This is a genomic window from [Clostridium] innocuum, from assembly GCA_012317185.1.
In the GTDB taxonomy this organism is placed as follows: Bacteria; Bacillota_I; Bacilli_A; order Erysipelotrichales; family Erysipelotrichaceae; genus Clostridium_AQ; species Clostridium_AQ innocuum.
The window spans coordinates 2,152,114-2,170,764 of the sequence record CP048838.1; the positions used below are offsets into that span (position 1 = coordinate 2,152,114).

Annotated in this window: 19 protein-coding genes and 1 pseudogene; 14 read left to right on the top strand and 6 right to left on the bottom strand. The window is 44.8% G+C overall.

The features are described 5' to 3' along the window. Position 1: 1 nt before the first annotated feature. The 8 genes from G4D54_10325 to G4D54_10360 all read left to right on the top strand — a co-directional run bounded on the left by G4D54_10325 (position 2) and on the right by G4D54_10360 (position 8,658). Positions 2–625: a stage II sporulation protein M gene (locus G4D54_10325; protein ID QJA02807.1), complete on the top strand. Its 624-nt coding sequence runs from the start codon at positions 2–4 to the stop codon at positions 623–625. 37 nt (positions 626–662) lie between these two features. Next, entirely contained in the window at positions 663–1,325 is a 663-nt protein-coding gene (locus G4D54_10330) for a methyltransferase domain-containing protein (protein ID QJA02808.1), read from the top strand. Beyond that, positions 1,322–2,239, top strand: a complete 918-nt coding sequence (locus G4D54_10335) for a tyrosine recombinase (GenBank protein QJA02809.1) — start codon at positions 1,322–1,324, stop codon at positions 2,237–2,239. The genes G4D54_10330 and G4D54_10335 overlap by 4 nt, the downstream gene beginning before the upstream one ends. Positions 2,240–2,556: 317 nt before the next feature. Continuing rightward, positions 2,557–3,393 (top strand): Mrp/NBP35 family ATP-binding protein, encoded by an 837-nt coding sequence (locus G4D54_10340; protein QJA02810.1) that lies wholly within the window; start codon positions 2,557–2,559, stop codon positions 3,391–3,393. Positions 3,394–3,660: 267 nt separating this feature from the next. After that, complete coding sequence (locus tag G4D54_10345; protein ID QJA02811.1) at positions 3,661–4,962, top strand: adenylosuccinate synthase; 1,302 nt, start codon at positions 3,661–3,663, stop codon at positions 4,960–4,962. Between the two features lie 147 nt (positions 4,963–5,109). Next, positions 5,110–6,366 (top strand): glutamine synthetase, encoded by a 1,257-nt coding sequence (locus G4D54_10350; protein ID QJA02812.1) that lies wholly within the window; start codon positions 5,110–5,112, stop codon positions 6,364–6,366. Positions 6,367–6,382: 16 nt separating this feature from the next. Beyond that, positions 6,383–6,955, top strand: coding sequence for an ANTAR domain-containing protein (locus G4D54_10355; GenBank protein QJA02813.1), 573 nt, complete (start codon positions 6,383–6,385; stop codon positions 6,953–6,955). 101 nt (positions 6,956–7,056) lie between these two features. Next, the gene (locus G4D54_10360) at positions 7,057–8,658 is read left to right on the top strand and encodes a CTP synthase (protein QJA02814.1); all 1,602 of its coding nucleotides are present in this window, start codon (positions 7,057–7,059) and stop codon (positions 8,656–8,658) included. A 102-nt stretch (positions 8,659–8,760) separates the two neighbouring features. On the opposite strand, the gene G4D54_10365 is transcribed toward G4D54_10360, so the two are convergent. Next, positions 8,761–10,191, bottom strand: coding sequence for an adenylosuccinate lyase (locus G4D54_10365; GenBank protein ID QJA02815.1), 1,431 nt, complete (start codon positions 10,189–10,191; stop codon positions 8,761–8,763). A 38-nt stretch (positions 10,192–10,229) separates the two neighbouring features. Next, the gene (locus tag G4D54_10370; protein ID QJA02816.1) at positions 10,230–10,937 is read right to left on the bottom strand and encodes a phosphoribosylaminoimidazolesuccinocarboxamide synthase; all 708 of its coding nucleotides are present in this window, start codon (positions 10,935–10,937) and stop codon (positions 10,230–10,232) included. A 310-nt stretch (positions 10,938–11,247) separates the two neighbouring features. Between G4D54_10370 and G4D54_10375 the strand changes: the two genes are divergently transcribed. The 6 genes and pseudogenes from G4D54_10375 (at position 11,248) to G4D54_10400 (ending at position 15,430) form a co-directional block, all read left to right on the top strand. Further along, positions 11,248–12,582: a DUF1727 domain-containing protein gene (locus G4D54_10375; GenBank protein QJA02817.1), complete on the top strand. Its 1,335-nt coding sequence runs from the start codon at positions 11,248–11,250 to the stop codon at positions 12,580–12,582. Position 12,583: 1 nt separating this feature from the next. After that, positions 12,584–13,324 (top strand): glutamine amidotransferase, encoded by a 741-nt coding sequence (locus G4D54_10380; protein ID QJA02818.1) that lies wholly within the window; start codon positions 12,584–12,586, stop codon positions 13,322–13,324. A gap of 350 nt (positions 13,325–13,674) precedes the next feature. After that, positions 13,675–13,995 (top strand): helix-turn-helix transcriptional regulator, encoded by a 321-nt coding sequence (locus G4D54_10385; protein QJA02819.1) that lies wholly within the window; start codon positions 13,675–13,677, stop codon positions 13,993–13,995. Between the two features lie 4 nt (positions 13,996–13,999). Then, positions 14,000–14,278 (top strand): annotated as a pseudogene (locus G4D54_10390) (hypothetical protein). Positions 14,279–14,577: 299 nt separating this feature from the next. Continuing rightward, positions 14,578–15,018, top strand: coding sequence for a LytTR family transcriptional regulator (locus tag G4D54_10395; GenBank protein QJA02820.1), 441 nt, complete (start codon positions 14,578–14,580; stop codon positions 15,016–15,018). A gap of 10 nt (positions 15,019–15,028) precedes the next feature. Beyond that, positions 15,029–15,430, top strand: coding sequence for a DUF3021 domain-containing protein (locus tag G4D54_10400; protein ID QJA02821.1), 402 nt, complete (start codon positions 15,029–15,031; stop codon positions 15,428–15,430). Between the two features lie 136 nt (positions 15,431–15,566). Here the strand turns inward: G4D54_10400 and G4D54_10405 are convergent, their stop codons facing one another. From G4D54_10405 to G4D54_10420, 4 genes are all read right to left on the bottom strand, one after another. Next, positions 15,567–15,872, bottom strand: a complete 306-nt coding sequence (locus G4D54_10405) for a DUF3795 domain-containing protein (protein QJA02822.1) — start codon at positions 15,870–15,872, stop codon at positions 15,567–15,569. Between the two features lie 86 nt (positions 15,873–15,958). After that, positions 15,959–17,161: a hypothetical protein gene (locus G4D54_10410; protein QJA02823.1), complete on the bottom strand. Its 1,203-nt coding sequence runs from the start codon at positions 17,159–17,161 to the stop codon at positions 15,959–15,961. 277 nt (positions 17,162–17,438) lie between these two features. Beyond that, positions 17,439–18,143, bottom strand: a complete 705-nt coding sequence (locus tag G4D54_10415) for a zinc metallopeptidase (protein QJA02824.1) — start codon at positions 18,141–18,143, stop codon at positions 17,439–17,441. 172 nt (positions 18,144–18,315) lie between these two features. Then, entirely contained in the window at positions 18,316–18,600 is a 285-nt protein-coding gene (locus G4D54_10420) for an HU family DNA-binding protein (GenBank protein ID QJA02825.1), read from the bottom strand. Positions 18,601–18,651: the final 51 nt, after the last annotated feature.

Below are 18,651 nucleotides of genomic sequence, written 5' to 3' on the forward strand. Positions count from 1 at the left end.
TATGAAAAAAAATATTCCCCTAAAAAAGAGGCAGGGCTATCATGGGTTTCTCAAGAAATACCATAACGTATATCTGTTTATAGCGATTCTTGTCGGCTGCGGGATACTGATGGGTATCATTGTATCCAATTATATTGATGTATCGGATATAAAGAGCTTATCCAGCTATCTGACGACCATTGATTCCGGTGTTGATAAATACGATTACTTCGTATCGCAGTTTTTCAGCGGCATCGTGTTTATTCTGTTTGTGTTTTTGCTGGGAACCTCCCTAATTGGAATTCCCATTATCAGCTTTATCGCCTTTACGAAGGGTATGCAGATCGGCTTTTCCTGTGCGCTGTTTGTGTATACATATCATTTAAAGGGAATTGCAGGCATTATCATGACCCTGCTTCCACAGGTGGCAATGGATCTGATTGCGACCTTTCTGATCTCCGCCAGCGCCATTCAGCTGTCCATGTATATCATCTATTCCACAACGAATCGGGAGCGGCTCAATTTCAAGCAGCTGGGCAACAATGTACTGAACGATATCTTTATCTGCTTTGTGATCATTCTGGCAGGCAGCTATCTGAAATCGACACTGGTGATCGAATTCATAAAACTGTTTAATTTGATGTGATCTTCCGCTATAATAATAGAGACAGGGAGGTTGCAGCATGGAAGATTACACGTATGATTATATCAACGGGACGGATATTTATCTGTATCAGCATAAAAAGATGTTTCGCATCAACACAGACACGGCGCTTCTGGCGCAGTTCATGAAGGTCAAAAAAGGGGAACGGGTACTGGATATCGGCACGAACAACGGAGCGTTGCTTCTTGCGGCACACCGCTATGCTCCGTCATATCTGTATGGCATCGATATCCAGCCGGAGGCCATAGCGGTTGCGGAAAAGAATATGGAGCATCACCATATAACGAATGTGGTGCTCATGGCACAGGATATATACGATGCCGCTTTGGAAAAGGTGGATGTTATTGTCTGTAATCCGCCATATTTCAAGGTGGATCAGGAAAGCAATCTCAATGAATCGCAAAGTCTTCAGATGGCGCGCCATGAACGCTTCCTCACACTAAGGACCCTGTGTCAGCGGGTCAGTGAGCTGCTGGAGGAAAAGGGACGCTTCTATATGGTGCACCGGGCTTCCCGTATATCGGAAATCGCCTATACCCTGAAGCAGCATCGTCTGGAAATCCGTACCCTGCAGTTTGTCTACGATGCCAACAGAAAGGAAGCAGTCAGTGTATTGGTGGAGGCGGTAAAGGATGGCAGGGTAAACGCCCATGTACTGTTACCGCAGATCATAGAGCGATGAATCTGCAGGACGCTCTGCAGGACTATCTGCATTACATACAGGCGGTTGACCAGAAATCACTGGCAACCATTCATTCCTATACACAGGATTTGCAGGAATACCTCAGCTGGCTGCAGGCGCAGGGAAAAACGGAAATGGAGGATATTCTGCCCAGGGATATCCAAAGCTTTTTATCTGATATGGGGGGCATACAGGAGGACGGTCTGCGCTATAAGCGCAGCAGTGTCAATCATATGCTGAGCAGCATTCATATGTTTCACCGCTTTATCTCAATGAACCATCCCTCGATTCTGGATCCCTCTATCCATCTGCGGGGAGGGAAGAAGGTACAGAAGCTGCCGCTGTATTTCAATCCGCATGATATCGAGCTGCTGCTGGACAGCTTTGGACAGGATGCGCAGGGACTGTATCAGAAAGCGATTCTGGAGCTGCTGTATGGCTGCGGTCTTCGTGTCAGTGAGGTGTGCGAGCTGCGCATAAATCAGGTACACCTGGAGCAGGGCTATCTGCGGGTGATCGGAAAAGGGGATAAGGAGCGCATGGTGCCGATGCATGAACGCTGTATGCGTGTCCTGCGTACGTATCTGACACAAATCCGTCCAACATGGGAAAAGCGGAAAAGTACACGTGTTTTCCTGAACAGCAGAGGAAATGTTCTGACACGGCAGTATGTTCATACGCTGATTAAGCAGCGCCTGCAGGCACTGGGGCTGGATGAGCGTCTTTCAGCGCACAGCTTCCGTCACAGCTTTGCGACACATCTGTTGGACGGCGGTGCAGATTTACGGGTTGTGCAGGAGCTGCTGGGACACAGCGATATCGCAACAACACAGATTTATACTCATGTGCAGAACCGGAGGCTGAAGGAAGCCATCGATCAGTATCATCCCCGCTCCGTTAAAAAGGAGAAATGACAACGAGGAAAGCGCACAGCATAAGCTTAGCCATATACCACCTCACCGCCTCTGCTGCATGGAGTGCTGTCTAAGATAACATACAGGAGGAAGGCAAGGCAGTTCTAGTTAAAATTATAGAAGGTTTCTGCACGAACAGCGCATAGCCTTCATCGTGCTGGCAAAGAGTCATTTAACGCCGACAGGAAACGCACCTTCCGTTTGCTATACGAGCCCTACCATCCATTTCGCGAAAAAGTGAAGCGAAAGCATTGGAAAACGATGCGAAAAGATGTAAAATAAGATAGGTTATACAGATAATATAAGGAGAGCTGAATATGAGTAACTGTAATTCATGCCCCAGCAAGGGAACCTGCGGCAAGCAGGCTGACAGCTGCGGCATCCAGAATAATGAACGCAATAAAATCCGTCATGTCATCGGTGTGATGAGTGGCAAGGGCGGTGTAGGAAAATCCAGTATGAGTGTACTGATGGCAAAGGAAATGGCCAGAAGAGGCTTTCGTGTCGGTATCATGGATGCGGATATCACAGGACCAAGTATTCCACGTCTGATGGGACTGGAGCATGCACAGGCATTCGGTACAAACGACGCCATTGAGCCGGTCGTGGATAAGGATGGCATCAAGGTCATGTCTTTGAATTTTCTGATGGAGGATGAAAACCAGCCGGTTGTATGGCGCGGTCCGATCGTAGCAAATGCAGTTAAGCAGTTCTGGACTGATGTCGTATGGGAGGAGCTGGACTATCTGTTCATCGATATGCCTCCGGGAACTGGTGATGTCGCGCTGACGGTACTACAGAGTCTGCCTGTCAGCGGAGTTATTATGGTATCCACTCCGCAGCCGATGGTATCCATGATCGTATCCAAGGCAATCAATATGTGCAAGCAGGTCAAGGTCGAGGTACTGGGGATTATTGAAAATATGAGCTATGTCGTTTGTCCGGATTGCGGTAAACGGATCGAAATCTTCCAGCACCGCAATGTGGAGGATTTTGTCAGGGAAAATGAGGTGCCTTTATGGGCAGAGCTGCCGATGATGGACAGCATTTCCAGAATTTACAAGGATGATGATTTTGATACGGAAACAGCACAGCAGATGTATGCCTGGATTTCACCTGCGGCAGATCAGCTGATTGAAAAAATGGGCAAATAATTACATAAAGAGGAATGTTAAACAGCACGATAGCCTTTATTGGATATCGGCTGCATCTTCCTCTTTTTTTTGCGTAGTCTTACTACAACAGCAAAGCTCCTTTACAGGGGATATTTAGATAAAAATGCTGGAAATCCTTTCACCCTTCTTGGATGAAACAATTTTCAAAAAAAGATGTTTATTTTTTACATGAAGTGTGCTATATTAGTAAAGGATTTTTTTAAAAGTATCAATCTGCTTTGAAAATACCCGTAAGGAGGAATTTTTATGCCAGGATATGTAGTTGTCGGAACCCAGTGGGGAGACGAAGGAAAAGGCAAGGTTGTAGATTATCTGGGATCACGCATGGATGCCGTTGTGCGGTTTCAGGGAGGAAACAATGCGGGTCATACCGTCGTTGTACAGGATAAACACACAGGACAGAATCAGCAGGTGGTGCTTCATCTTCTGCCAAGTGGTGTGCTGCAGAAGGCTTCCTGCATCATCGGACCAGGGGTTGTTGTGGATCCGTTTGTCTTTCTGGAGGAAATCAATCAGCTGGAGGAGCGCGGTTTCAATACAGATCATGTATTGCTCAGTGACTGCTCACACATCATCATGCCCTACCATGTACGGCTGGATGCTTTGATTGAAGCAAGTCTGAAGGATCATAAAATCGGAACAACCAAGCGGGGAATCGGCCCCTGCTATGCGGATAAATATTCCCGTCAGGGACTGCGTATCGGAGATTTGCAGGATTTTGAAAGCTTTAAGAAAAAGCTGAAGCTTGCAGTGGATATGAAAAATATCACCTTTCAGAAGGTGTATGAGGATCCGGGCTTTTCCTATGAGGAGCTGGTTGCGCAGTTTGCACAGATTCGCAAGGCATTACTGCCGCGTATCATCAATGCACAGATTGTAATCAACCAGGCACTGGATGCACAGAAGCAGGTTTTATTTGAGGGTGCACAGGCCGCCATGCTGGATATCAATTACGGGAACTATCCGTATGTGACAAGCTCCTCTCCAACCTCCGCCGGTGTTTGTACCGGTGCCGGAGTTTCACCAAAGAAGCTGGATGTCATCATCGGTATCGCGAAAGCATATTCCACAAGAGTCGGAGAGGGACCGTTTGTGAGTGAGCTGTTCGACGATATGGGTGCGTGGCTGCGTGAACAGGGACATGAGTTTGGGGCAACCACCGGACGTCCGAGACGCTGTGGCTGGCTGGATGTGAATGTGGTGCGTCATGCGGCTATGATCAACGGATTGAGCGATCTGGTTATCACCAAGCTGGATATTCTGAGCGGCCTGAAGAAAATACGCATGTGTGTAGCTTACGATATTGACGGTGTCCGCTATGATTATATCCCGAGCAGCATGGAAGAGCTGCAGAGGGCAAAACCGATTTATGAAGAGTTTGACGGCTGGCAGGAGGATATTTCTACGATGAAGACCTACGAGGAGCTGCCTGAAAACTGCAAAATCTATCTGCGTCGTATCGAAGAGCTGTGCAATACGCGAATTTCTATGATTTCTGTCGGTCCGGAACGCAACTGCAACATTTATCTTCATGAAATGCTGAAATAGTTGACAACAGCACATCACTTTTGTAATATAATACTGGTATCGGAACAAAGGCGTTCTACAGGCGGAAAACGTAGCTTTTCCAGATTTGTAGACGCCTTTTTCCGTATAAGCGGCCAAATGCCACACAGGATAGTAAGGAGGATGCATATGGTGACAAGTGAACGTGAAATTATGGAATTCATCGAGGAATATGATGTGAAGTTTATTCGTCTGGCTTTTTTCGATTTGTTTGGCAACCAAAAAAATATATCCATCATGCCCCGGGAGCTGAAGCAGGTATTTGCCCATGGCTTGAGCTTTGATGCAAGTGCAGTTAGCGGATTTTCTCAGGGATCACAATTTACAGAGGAGCATACCTCCGATCTGTTTCTGTTTCCGGATATCTCCACACTGACCATTCTTCCATGGCGTCCGCAGATTGGGCGTGTTGTCCGAATGTATTGTGAGATACGTTATCCTGATGGGAGTGCATATGCTCTGGATACACGCTCTCTGCTGAAACGTATGATGAAGCAGGTAGGCGAGAAGGGAATGCAGATTATGGCAGGCACGGAATGCGAGTTTTACCTGTTTGAGCGAGATGAAAACGGAAAGCCGACAACGATTCCCTATGATGAGGCCGGCTATTGTGATATTGCGCCACTGGATAAGGGTGAGAATGTCCGACGGGAAATCTGCCTTGATCTGGAGGAGATGGGCATTCATCCCGAAAGCTCGCATCATGAGCAGGGACCCGGGCAAAATGAAATCGACTTCCGTTTTGACGAGGTTATGCCCTGTGCTGATAATCTGATGACCTTTCGCAATGTCGTGGACATGGTTGCTCTCTCCAGCGGTCTGAAAGCAAATTTTCACCCAAAACCGCTGCAGCAGCAGCCGGGAAACGGTCTGCATATCAATCTGTCCCTGTTTCGAAACGGCGAAAATCTGTTTGCACAGGAGCAGGGCCGCTACATGGAGGCTTTTCTGTCCGGGATACTACGTCGTATCCGGGAAATCACCCTGTTCTTAAATCCGGAAACAGAATCCTATCTGCGTCTGGGAGAGGATAAGGCGCCCAAATATATATGCTATTCCCGCAGCAACCGTTCCGCACTGATTCGGATACCGGCAGCGAATGAGCATCGCACACGCATTGAGGTACGCAGTCCCGATCCCTCCTGCAATCCCTATTTGGCACTGGCACTGCTTATCGCCGCAGGTATGGAGGGCATCGAGGATGGATTAACGGCGAAAGAGTTTCATGGAAATGTCTATCTGCATCATGAGGGTCTACAGGAACTGCCCAGTTCACTGCAGGAGGCTCTGCAGCTAGCTCAAAACAGCAGCTTCACAAAGCGTGTTTTGGGAGAGGAACTGCTGCAGGGCTTTCTAAACGCGAAGATCAAACAGCTACGCATGTAAGAAAGGGGGACTGGTCATGTTACATGTGCTTCTCGTCAGTACGAGTGAGAAAACCACAGGAATTCTAAAGGAATATCTGAATATGGAGGACTGTATGAATATCACAGCCTGTAAAACGGCCTCTAGGGCACGTAGAACGGCTCTGGAAACAGCCTTCGACATGATCATCATCAATTACCCGCTTGCGGATGAACGTGAATATGAGCTGCCGCAGGATCTGGCAGAAAAAAGTGATGCCTCTATCATGCTTATGGTACCGGCTGAGGTCTATGATATCATTGCGGATCGCATGGAAAAAGCCGGTATTTATGTGTTGTTAAAGCCGGTTAATAAAACAGTACTGCTCTGTGTCTTACGCTTTGCCATTGTCACGCAGAAGCGCATCCGCGCCATGCGTATGAGAAATCGCTCACTGAAGGACAGACTGAGTGAAATTAAAGTTATCAATCAGGCAAAATGCCTGCTTATGGAACATGAGCAGCTAAGTGAAGCACAGGCACACCGGTATCTGGAAAAGCGAGCTATGGATTCGCAGATGAGCCGACTGCAGGTGGCGGAGCAGCTGTTGAAAAAATATCAGCTGCCCTGACTGTAAGGAAAGTGATGCAAAAACTGCCTTACGTTTTCTGCATATGTAGGAAACTGCAGTATTGGAATGAAAGGAAACAATAGAAAAAAGGAAGGTCATATATGAGTAAATTTATATTTGTAAGCGGCGGTGTTGTGTCCGGTCTGGGGAAGGGCATCAGTGCAGCATCCCTGGGACGATTGCTGAAAGCAAGAGGTCTGAAGGTCAGTGCAATGAAGCTGGACCCCTATATCAATATCGACCCGGGGACGATGAGTCCCTACCAGCATGGCGAGGTATTTGTGACGGAGGATGGAAGTGAAACCGATCTTGATCTCGGTCATTATGAGCGTTTCATTGATGAGAATCTGAATCGCTACTCGAATGTGACCACCGGAAAAGTATACTGGAACGTCTTAAACAAGGAGCGGGAAGGGAAATATCTGGGGGAAACCGTACAGGTTATTCCGCATATCACCAATGAAATCAAGGATTTTATTTATAAGGCACAGGAGGAAAGCGGTGCGGATATCATGATTTGTGAAATCGGAGGTACCACCGGGGATATTGAAAGTCTGCCTTTTCTGGAAGCAATCCGTCAGGTTGCACAGGATAAGGGAAGAGAAAACTGTCTCTTTCTTCATGTAACACTGATTCCATATCTCGAAAGCAGCGGGGAGCATAAGTCAAAGCCGGCTCAGCACTCTGTCAACCAGCTGCAATCCTATGGTATCTTTCCGGATATCATCATAGCGCGCTGCAGCCGCCCGTTGGAGGAGGGGATTCGTGATAAGCTTTCCCTGTTTTGCAATATACCCAAGGAGTGTGTATTCGAAAACAGAACGATGCCTTCTCTGTACGAGGTACCCTACATGCTGCAAAAGCAGGGGCTGGATGATGTCGTTTGTAGAAAATTCCATATCGATGCACCACAGGCGGATCTGCACTCCTGGAGTACGCTCATGGAGCATGCAGAGGATGTAACGGAAACGGTAACAATTGCTTTAATTGGAAAATATGTTCGCCTGCATGATGCCTATCTGTCTGTGGTAGAAGCGCTGTATCATGCGGGATTGAAAAACAATATAAAGGTACATATCAAATGGATCGATTCAGAGAATATTACGGAAGGCAGTATCCGAGAGCTGCTGCAGGATTGCAGCGGCATTCTGATACCGGGAGGCTTTGGTACGCGCGGAATTGAAGGAAAAATACGGGCAGCCACCTATGCCAGAGAGCACAATATACCTTATCTGGGTATCTGTCTGGGAATGCAGATAGCCACAATCGCCTTTGCACGAAGCGTACTGGGCTACAGCGACGCCAACTCCTATGAATTTCAGCCGGAAAGCAGCCATTTGATCATTCATTATATGGCAGATCAAAGCGATGAACAGGATATGGGAGGAACCATGCGTTTAGGCGCATATCCATCCAGAATCAAGGAAGGGACGCAGCTGTATCGCGCCTACCGGACAACGGAAATTTCAGAGCGTCACCGTCACCGCTATGAATTTAATAATCAGTTCCGTGAGGAATTTATACAAAACGGCATGGATATCACAGCAACCTCACAGGACGGTTCTCTGGTGGAAGCTGTGGAGTGTGTCAACAATGATTTCTATGTCGGGGTGCAGTTTCATCCGGAATTCAAAAGCAGACCAAATCGTCCGCATCCGCTGTTTACCGATTTCATTGCCTACTCCAAGGCTAACAGAAAGTAGCTGACTACGGTGCTGCGCATTACCGCCGTAAGAATAGAAAAAGACTCTGATTTTTACCTATATAATCAAAGTCTTTTTTTATTTTATGCAGAATAGCTTAGCCTACACATTGATCTTTGCATGCAGACCCAGCGCATCCTTTTCTGTTTCCAGAACCGGATCAATGCATTCTTCGAAAAATTCCACGGTCTGACTTGGCGCACGTCCAACAAAATTGATCGGGGACATAATAGCCTTCAGCTGTTCCATATTCATAGGGAACATTGCATCCTCTGCAATACGCTTCAGCAAATCGTTTTCCAGCCCCTCCTCCTTGACAACCTTACCGGCAGCCATGGAGTGAACACGGATACGCTCATGCAGCTCCTGACGGTCACCGCCTGCCTTGACAGCATCCATCAGAATCATTTCCGTCGCCATAAACGGCAGCTCCTTCATCAGGTGGGATTCGATGACCTTCGGATATACAACCAAGCCATCGGTGATATTGAGATATAAATCCAGAATACCATCCACTGCCAAAAATGCCTCCGGAATACTGATACGCTTGTTTGCAGAATCATCCAGCGTACGCTCAAACCACTGGGTAGCAGCAGTTATTGCAGGATTCAGGGTATCTGCGATAACATAGTTTGCCAGAGAAGCCATCCGCTCACTGCGCATCGGATTGCGCTTATAGGCCATCGCACTGGAGCCGATCTGTCCCTTTTCAAACGGCTCCTCCACTTCCTTCAGATTCTGAAGCAGACGGATATCATTGGAAAACTTATGTGCACTCTGCGCTATGGAGCCCAGTGCATTCAGAATTCGGGAATCCACCTTACGGGAATATGTCTGTGTGGAAACAGCAAAGGATTTTTCATAGCCCATTCTGTGAGCGACCATCTGATCCAGCTGTTTTACCTTGGCTTCATCATTATCAAACAGCTCCATAAAGCTCGCCTGTGTACCGGTTGTCCCTTTGCAGCCGCGCAGCTTTTTATTTTCCAGAAGGAAGCACAGCTCTTCATAATCCAGCAGCAGGTCCTGTGCCCAGATAGCAGCACGCTTTCCCAGTGTTGTCGGCTGTGCAGGCTGAAAATGTGTAAATGCCAGCACCGGCAGGTCCTTGTAATCCAAAGCAAACTTTTTCAGCTCCGCAAGGACGTTTACCAGCTTTTTCTTCACCAGCTCCAGCGCCTCATACATGACAATTAAATCCGTATTGTCACCAACGAAGCAGGAGGTTGCGCCCAGATGAATGATTCCTTTCGCATTTGGACACTGCTGTCCATAGGCGTATACATGGCTCATGACATCGTGACGGACAATTTTCTCCCGCTCCCTTGCGACATCATAGTTAATGTCCTCTGCATGTGCCTTTAATTCATCGATCTGTTCCTGTGTGATAGCAAGACCCAGCTCCTTTTCGCTTTCCGCCAGGGCAATCCACAGCCTTCTCCATGTACGGAATTTCTTGTCATTGGAGAAAATGCGCTGCATCTCTTCACTGGCATAGCGCTGTCCCAGAGGGCTTATGTATCTGTCGTTCATCTGAAAACATCCTTTCTATGTATTCGTTTGTTGTTCAATTATTTAATTCCCAGTCTTCTGTATACTTCCTGATATGCATCCTCAACATTTCCAAGGTTTCTTCTGAAACGATCCTTATCCAGGTGATCATGCGTATGAATATCCCAGAAGCGGCAGGTATCCGGTGAAATCTCATCAGCTAACACAATGCCGCCCTTAAAACGTCCAAACTCCAGCTTGAAGTCAATCAGCTCGATATCAACCGCTGCAAAGATACTCTTCAGCTCTTCGTTTACAGCAAACGCAAGCCTTGTAATCTCATCGATTTCCTCCTGTGTGGAAATACCGACAGCAAGTGCCATGTAATCATTGATCATAGGATCCCCCAGATCATCATCCTTATAGCTGAATTCCAGAATCGGGCATTTCAGCTCCATACCTTCCTTCAGTCCCATACGCTTTGCAAAGCTTCCGGCAACCTTGTTTCGGATAATAACCTCCAAAGGAACGATTTCCACTTTTTTAACGAGTGTTCTGCGATCATCCAGCTCCTCGATCAGGTGTGTAGGAATCCCTTTATCCTCCAGCTTTTTAAACAGGAAGTTCGTCATTTTGTTATTAACAACGCCTTTTCCGAGAATCGTACCTTTTTTCTGACCGTTGAATGCCGTCGCATCATCCTTGTAATCTACGATGACCTGATCCGGATTTTCTGTTGCGAATACTTTTTTTGCTTTACCTTCGTACAGCATTTCTAACTCTTTCATTTTGTTCTTTTCCTCCTGCTAGTTAACAATAACTCCAGCGCAAGAATGGGCAGATTCTGCCTTTTTTTCTTACCATATTATTATAGGTCAGCCCCTCATGCAAGTCAAGAATGCGCAGGACATTTGAAAACATTTTTCAAGCCCAGACAGCATGCCTGTAAATTTCTTACGCATCCATAGAAAAACTTCACCAAAACAGCTTTTTTTCCTGTATAATAGAGAGGTGTTTTAAACATATGCAGGGTGGACATCCTATAAATAGATACTATGGATTGATTTTCCCTGCGGGGTATATACAGGAGGCTGATTTATGACGACGTTTGCAATACTGATAACAAAACTGGCCGGTGCTATGCTGCAGCTGATTCATCGCGGCGGCTCGCTGCCCGGACAGATCGGGCTGAAGCTGTGTCCGGATATACTGAAAAAGCTGCGCATTGACTGTCCACTGATTCTGGTAACAGGAACCAACGGCAAGACTTCTACCAGCAATATGATAGCCGCTATGCTGGAGCAGGAGGGTCGCACTGTCGTAAACAATCGGAAGGGCGACAATCTGAAAGAGGGAATTACGACGGCTTTACTGATGCACACAACGCTAAGAAAACGGGTACAGGGGGATGCTATTGTTTTGGAAGTGGATGAGCTCAACATTCCTTTCATTATGAAGAACCTAAAAGCAGATGCTCTGGTTGTGACAAACTTTTTCCGGGATCAGCTGGACCGTGCCCGGGAGATGGAGCAGCTGATTGTTAAGATGGAGCAGGCGATTTCCGATTTCGAGGGAACTCTTATTTTAAATGGCAATGACCCCAATGTAGTACGGCTGCAAGATGCGGCACCGAAAGCATCCATGCTTGCATTCGGTATGGAGCGCTGCTCCTTCAGCAGTGAAACAACAGGGGAAGCAAGTGAAGGCAAGTTCTGTCCACGATGTGGAAAAAGACTGGAGTATGCATTTTATCAGTATTCCCATATCGGCGTATTTCACTGCAGCGGCTGTGATTTCCAAACACCGAATCTGGATGCGGCAGGAGTGGTGGAAAGCATTCCAAAACGCAGTTTCCGCTATGAAGGCAAAGCATTCAGCGCACCGCAGGGTGGATTGTATACCATGTATAACTGCATGGCTGTTCTGGCAGTCGCAAAGCTTTTGAAAGTGGATACAAGGCATGCTGCAGCGGCTTTTACTCACATCAAGGTACCGGATGGACGAAATGAAGCATTTACATATAAGAACCACACCTGTGTGCTGAATCTGGTAAAAAACCCGACGGGAGCCAATGAGGTCATGAAGGTGATCGAAGAGGACGAAACCGAAAAAAGCATCCTCATTGTATTAAACGATAATGCACAGGATGGAACGGACGTATCCTGGATCTATGACACCTTTTTCGAGAAGCTCATGAAGAATACTACAAAGCGTATCATTGTTTCGGGCAGTCGCTGCTATGATATGGCACTGCGTTTAAAATACGGAGGCTATACAGGAGCGCTGGAGGTTCAGGAACAGATGAAGGAGGCTGTAACAGCTCTTCTGAAGTCAAATGAAACCATGTATGCGATAGCGACCTATACCGCCTTGCAGCCGGTACGCAATCTGCTGCTGACTCAGGGTGTGCAGGAACGAAAAGGAGGCGCATGATATGGAGCTGAATGTATGCTGGATGTACCATGATATTATGGATCTCTATGGTGATAAGGGAAACATGATGGTTTTACAGAAACGCTGTGAGGAGCGCGGTATCAGCATCACCATTGATACCCTGTCCATCGGAGATCAAAGGGACCTTCGCGCGTATGACCTTCTTTTTCTGGGTGGGGGCGCCGACAAGGAACAGATGATGCTGATCGATGATTTGCTTTCCAGAAGGGAAAATATTCGTGAGGCGATGGAGCAGGGGACCTTCGTTCTATTGATTTGCGGCGGTTATCAGCTGTTTGGACAATATTATATCAGTGCAGATAACGAAAAAATTGAGGGGCTGAAATTTTTCGATTATTATACGACTACCGGCAGCAATGGAACACGCTGTATCGGCAATATCGCCATACGCTGCAATCTGGATGGTCATGAAATCACTGCTGTTGGCTTTGAGAACCACGGTGGCCAGACCTGCAATGTAGCAACACCGCTGGGGAAAGTCATCAGTGGCTATGGAAACAGCTTTGATAGTGGATATGAGGGCTTTTATAACGGAAGTGTACTTGGCACCTATATGCACGGCCCGCTTTTCCCGAAAAACCCAGAAATTGTCGACTTTGTTATCTATAAGAGCCTGAAAAAGAATCATCCGGATGTTCAGCTGGAGGATCTCATACAATTGGATGACACACTGGAACAGAAAGCAAAGGAAGCTATGCTAAAACGGCTTCAGGTGCAATAACCGGAATAACCGATATCTTATAGGAAACATAAGATTCGGTTTTCTTATCCCCTAATTATTATGTTAATCTATATATATAATATAAAAACAGTTGATAAACATAATATTAGGTGTTATAATTCATGCGAGGAGACGATACTTGTCCCATTGTCACTCAAAAGGAGGTTGTTATGCAACCTCTTTTCACAATGAAAGGCACAAAGACACGTCTAAATGAAAAGCTGAGAGCCTTATCCTTACTTACACATCACTTACACATCCTGCCGACTTCTCTATCTGTTGAAGCAAATAATGGATACTGGCTGGTGATATGTATAGGATATATCAAATGAAAAAAAAGAGGTGCTGTTATGGCTAAGGAACATAATTTTTTTAAAATGGAAATGCTGATTCTCCTTATATTAAAACAGGGGAATTGTTACGGCTATGAGCTTGCCGGTATTCTGAAGAAGCAGACAGAGGGGATTATTGATATAAAGATGGGCACCCTGTATCCCATTCTCTATAAGCTGGCTGATGATCACTGCATCACCGGTATGGAGGTAAGGGAAGGACGCAGAACAAAAATCATTTACAAACTGGAACCTAAGGGAGAAGCTTTGCTGGTAACTTTGCAAAAGCGTTATACAGTCTGGGTTCAGGCGATCGATATGATTATGAAGGGAGCATAGGAACATGGCTGGTAAAGAAAGATACAAACGGGAAATTGCGATGCTGTTCCCTTATATGTCAAAAAAGGAAAAAATGTTTTTAAATAACTACATGCAGAATATCGAGGATGCAGAGTATAAGGATATCGTAAAGGAATGGGGAGCACCGATTGCAGTCGTGCATTCCTATATTGAAGCACAGGATACAGAAATCATCATGAAAAGTTAAACAGAAGAAAGCTTTTAAAGACATTTTTATACGGTTCTCAATGAAATTAAGGAGACCTTGATTATTGAGGAGTAACCTGATGGAGCAGCGTTACTTGTTAATTAGAAGAACCCGATTTTGCTGTTCTTCTTTTTCGTTTACAAAATACGCAGATTCTACTGAACTTAAAAGATTACATAATATACATTATGCGAAGTAAAACATAATATACATAATACATATGTATCCAATGTATCCAAGATCAGCCATCATTATCAATTACAGACCATAATGAAGCAGTTGGCAGCTTGTATACCACTTTGGGTAACTTATCGGCATTTCATTGCATTTCTGCTGTGTGCCCTTTATACTGAAATCAACAGGAGGAATACAGGATGAAACTTACCATACTTCAGGATGACGCAATAGCAGAAGATGAAATCATCATCAGAACAGCAACACGTCATCCGCGCTTAGAAAGACTGATAGATTTGATAAAGCAATACAGCATCACCTTAAAGGCTTATCACAACAATCGGGAATATTATCTTCCCATAGAGACTATTTACTATATTGAATCTGTTGATGGAATCACATATCTGATAACGGAGAAGGATTCCCTGTTATGCAGAATGTCTCTTCGCGAGATTGAGGATAGTGTTCAGCATACCTCGTTTTGCAGGATAAGCAAGCATATGATTGTAAATACAGCACATCTGAAGGCTGTAGAATCCTATGCTAACCATCGGCTGCTGCTGGTGCTGAAGAATGACGATAAAGTACTTGTAAACAGAAATTATGTAGAGCATCTGAAAAAACAGATAAAAAAATTATAGGAGGATGAATATGAAAAGCTTTTTAAAAAATTATGTGCCCTATGGATGCATGTGCTTCACTGCAATCTTACTGATCAATGCATGTTCTGCTTTCCTTCACAATACACCACTTATTCTGGATGCTGCCAGCCTGCTTAGGGATTTTGGAATATGTATGCTTCTTATCATAGCCGATTACGGTATCAATGAATACATGGAATTCAAAACATACCGAAGCTTTGTCATAACAGAATTTCTCATACTCACAGGAATTTTCCTAATCCTGAACAATGCGGGACACCTGGATACTCTTCAGGTACGCTCTATCATTTCCCAAATTCTGAGTATGGCTGTGATTCTGGGGGCAATACGCCTGTATATCGCCTATAGCTTTCGAAAGGAAATAGATGATCTGAATGAACATCTGAAATGAAACATGTTGATTTCTTATTTTCGCCAGGAATACTCAAAGTGCCTGTTTCCTACATACAGCATGTGGATACAGGCACTTTTATTTATATTTATCTATCTTATACAACATATTCTTTGGTACGTTTGTTCACCAAGAGCTATTGAGCTTCCGTAAGGTTTTTCATCTGCATAAGAAAATCCTTCTGATTATCCTCTTCACTTTTTGTTGGATCCTGTGCTTCATACAAAATACAGGGCAGTTCATGACAGTGTCCGCAGTGCTTTAGCTTCTTACTTTTCTTACAGCATTCATAAATATCACAGACATTTCTATCCTCCACATATTGCAGCCAGTATGGCTTCCCTTCCAAAGCCTTACATCCAAGGCAGATGTCCGGATAATGCTCACATGCATTACACTGAACACCACAAACACTCATAGTTCTTGTTTTTACAGCCTCCATTACAAGTTCTCCTTTCTACAGAATCTGGTTTAACCTCTACCCTAACCATACCATAGATAGGTACATATTGCCATCCTTTTTCACGATTACTCTGTTTTCCTTGTACTGACCTCTGCATAGCATAATGTAATGGATGTCTCTGCGGGAACGATTTTCTTATAATAACGACCCTCCTCATCTCTATACTCTGAAATTTTTGTGGAAGAGGTATTGAAAAATTCTCCCGATTCCTGTTTTCCGTCACGATTAATAAAACTTTGCCACAGTACCACATAGGTATCCTCTTGAGAAGGGGGTATCTCTTTTATGAAATCCTCCTGCGGCATATAAAGAACGGTAGAATCTGAAGCCTTTTCAATCGTCAATGCTTCCGAGAAGGCATGAATTTCATAGTTCTTTTTCATATCCCGAAAATCTGCAGGATTTGCTTTCCCCTTGTAAATATTCACCGTATCGTTTGTATCTCTGCCATATTGATCAAACGTGTAATAACAGATCTCACCAACGAAACGTGGTGTATAGTCTGTATGATACTCTTCCCCATTCGTGATTAAAATAGAATCTTTCAAATCCTTGGCGAATTTCTTTTGTAGATCTCTGTAAATGAATATACCATCATCACTCAGATTATCGATGAAGGATATTTCATTTTTTGCAAGCTCATGCAAGAAATCACTTTCCCCATTTTTTGAAGTAAAATTCAATAGAATGAGATTGGTACGATTGAGATCTTTTCGATGCTGCAGCGTTTTTAGCTCGGGTTCATCCACCGTATATAGCAGCGTCTTACTATACATATCTTTCATAAATGCATCTATATCACCGCCATCATACTTTATTTCCTTTGGAAAGACATTCTGATACCATGCTCCTTTATACTGGAAGAAAACATCAAACGCAGAAATATGCAGGTCTGTGTCCAATTTCAACGAAGCTTCAATTCTCTTTCTGTATGCCTCTTGCAGCTCCGGCATCTGATAGTCATCACTTCCATCCTGATTATTTTCATCTGTGTAGACATTTACTGTAAACGATCTTTCCTGATACATCATTTCAACCCATGCTGTACCATCCGGCTTCCGTTTGAGCCTGGGAATTGGTGATGCATCGCCATATCCCAGATGGGTTTCTTTTACAGTTGGCTGTATACCGTATTTATCCTTCATATAAAGAAGAGCATTGGCTGTTCCCTGTTGTTTTTCCCTATCCAGCTCCTGTTTCTCCTCTTTGCTGGTACAGGCACTCATACAAAGAAGCATCAGCAGAATCAATAAGCATTTCTTCACCATAGACGGCCTCTCTTTCTAAATCCGGTTATTTTTTCGTACGCTGTTTATCAGCTAAATTATACCACATGCCCTTATCGGTGAACAGCATAGTCAAAAATGCCTGATCTTTGTGCAGCTGCTTCCATCATCTGGCTGTATGCTCATCCGTAAATATTTTCCAATATCTTTCTATGATTCACGCAAAACAAAAAGCTCTCATAAACCTTCCCTTTATTCGTGAACCCTGAAGGATTCAGAAGCTGACCAAGACACGAAAAAAGAACCCCAAAGGATTCTTTTAGTCATCATCTCTTCTTCCCAGTACCATAAGCAGGATACGTAAGATTTGTGCGAGAGTGGAGAGCACTGCTGCAACATAGGTGAAGGCTGCTGCACGAAGCATTCCCTTCACATCATAGCGCTCCTGTTCACTGATCATGCCATACATGGCTAGCTGTTTCACAGCCCGGCTGCTGGCATTGAATTCCACCGGCAGCGTCACAATCTGAAACAGCAGAATGATACAAATCATAGCAATACCCGCATACAGAATAACCGGTGTGGAGGCAAACAGAAACAAGCCGAGCACAAGCACGACCCAGCCAAGCTGGGAAGCAATATTTGCCATCGGCAGCAGCCGGTTTCGCAGACCGATCGCCCCATAATGCTCCTTATGCTGAATGGCATGTCCTACCTCATGAGCGGCAACACTGATAGAGGCAATGGAGGCGTTGTAAAAGATATCCGGAGATAGACGCACAACATGATGGACAGGATCATAGTGATCCGATAGCATACCGCCCTTGGCTACCTCTACACGGATGCTTTGCAGATTGTTCATATCCAGAATTCTGCGGGCAACAGCCTCTCCAGTCAAACCATGCTCGTTCGGAATTCTCTTATATTTGTGATAAGCAGCCTGTACACGGGACTGGGCAAGCATTACAACTGCGAATGCCAGAATATACAGAAAATACTGAGACATATACGAATTATTAAACATAGGTATCCTTCCTTTTCAATATGTATGTATTAGTTATTATATCACAACTGCAGATGAATTATCAGCAGGTTTGCATAAAGTTGCAGGAAAGCGAATGCTTTGGTCTTTGCTTATGAAAATATGAAAAAAAGGATATCTGTATAAATGATCCCAGACATCCGTTTTTAGCCTACTATTTTACTGCTTCCTTCAATGCTTTTGCAGCTTTGAATTTCGGCGCTTTTGAAGCGGCGATTTCAAGAGGTTCCTTAGTTGCAGGGTTGATTCCCATACGTGCAGGACGTTCGCTGATTTCAAATTTTCCAAAACCAGAGATATCAACTTTTCCGCCTTCAGATAAAGTCTTTGCAATTTCATCGAAAACAGTTTCTACTGCTACAGTTGCATCTTTCTTTGTCATTTCCAATTTCTCAGCAACGACTTCTACTAAAGCTTTTTTATTTAAAATTTCACTCATGTTCATTACCTCCAACATAGCTATATGATACCATCTGGAAGCGTATATTTC

Excerpts from the sequence above, each read along its gene's own strand:
- G4D54_10325 (QJA02807.1), top strand. The coding sequence starts at position 2 with ATGAAAAAAAATATTCCCCTAAAAAAGAGGCAGGGCTATCATGGGTTT.
- G4D54_10330 (QJA02808.1), top strand. The coding sequence starts at position 663 with ATGGAAGATTACACGTATGATTATATCAACGGGACGGATATTTATCTG.
- G4D54_10335 (QJA02809.1), top strand. The coding sequence starts at position 1,322 with ATGAATCTGCAGGACGCTCTGCAGGACTATCTGCATTACATACAGGCG.
- G4D54_10340 (QJA02810.1), top strand. The coding sequence starts at position 2,557 with ATGAGTAACTGTAATTCATGCCCCAGCAAGGGAACCTGCGGCAAGCAG.
- G4D54_10345 (QJA02811.1), top strand. The coding sequence starts at position 3,661 with ATGCCAGGATATGTAGTTGTCGGAACCCAGTGGGGAGACGAAGGAAAA.
- G4D54_10350 (QJA02812.1), top strand. The coding sequence starts at position 5,110 with ATGGTGACAAGTGAACGTGAAATTATGGAATTCATCGAGGAATATGAT.
- G4D54_10355 (QJA02813.1), top strand. The coding sequence starts at position 6,383 with ATGTTACATGTGCTTCTCGTCAGTACGAGTGAGAAAACCACAGGAATT.
- G4D54_10360 (QJA02814.1), top strand. The coding sequence starts at position 7,057 with ATGAGTAAATTTATATTTGTAAGCGGCGGTGTTGTGTCCGGTCTGGGG.
- G4D54_10365 (QJA02815.1), bottom strand. The coding sequence starts at position 10,191 with ATGAACGACAGATACATAAGCCCTCTGGGACAGCGCTATGCCAGTGAA.
- G4D54_10370 (QJA02816.1), bottom strand. The coding sequence starts at position 10,937 with ATGAAAGAGTTAGAAATGCTGTACGAAGGTAAAGCAAAAAAAGTATTC.
- G4D54_10375 (QJA02817.1), top strand. The coding sequence starts at position 11,248 with ATGACGACGTTTGCAATACTGATAACAAAACTGGCCGGTGCTATGCTG.
- G4D54_10380 (QJA02818.1), top strand. The coding sequence starts at position 12,584 with ATGGAGCTGAATGTATGCTGGATGTACCATGATATTATGGATCTCTAT.
- G4D54_10385 (QJA02819.1), top strand. The coding sequence starts at position 13,675 with ATGGCTAAGGAACATAATTTTTTTAAAATGGAAATGCTGATTCTCCTT.
- G4D54_10395 (QJA02820.1), top strand. The coding sequence starts at position 14,578 with ATGAAACTTACCATACTTCAGGATGACGCAATAGCAGAAGATGAAATC.
- G4D54_10400 (QJA02821.1), top strand. The coding sequence starts at position 15,029 with ATGAAAAGCTTTTTAAAAAATTATGTGCCCTATGGATGCATGTGCTTC.
- G4D54_10405 (QJA02822.1), bottom strand. The coding sequence starts at position 15,872 with ATGGAGGCTGTAAAAACAAGAACTATGAGTGTTTGTGGTGTTCAGTGT.
- G4D54_10410 (QJA02823.1), bottom strand. The coding sequence starts at position 17,161 with ATGGTGAAGAAATGCTTATTGATTCTGCTGATGCTTCTTTGTATGAGT.
- G4D54_10415 (QJA02824.1), bottom strand. The coding sequence starts at position 18,143 with ATGTTTAATAATTCGTATATGTCTCAGTATTTTCTGTATATTCTGGCA.
- G4D54_10420 (QJA02825.1), bottom strand. The coding sequence starts at position 18,600 with ATGAGTGAAATTTTAAATAAAAAAGCTTTAGTAGAAGTCGTTGCTGAG.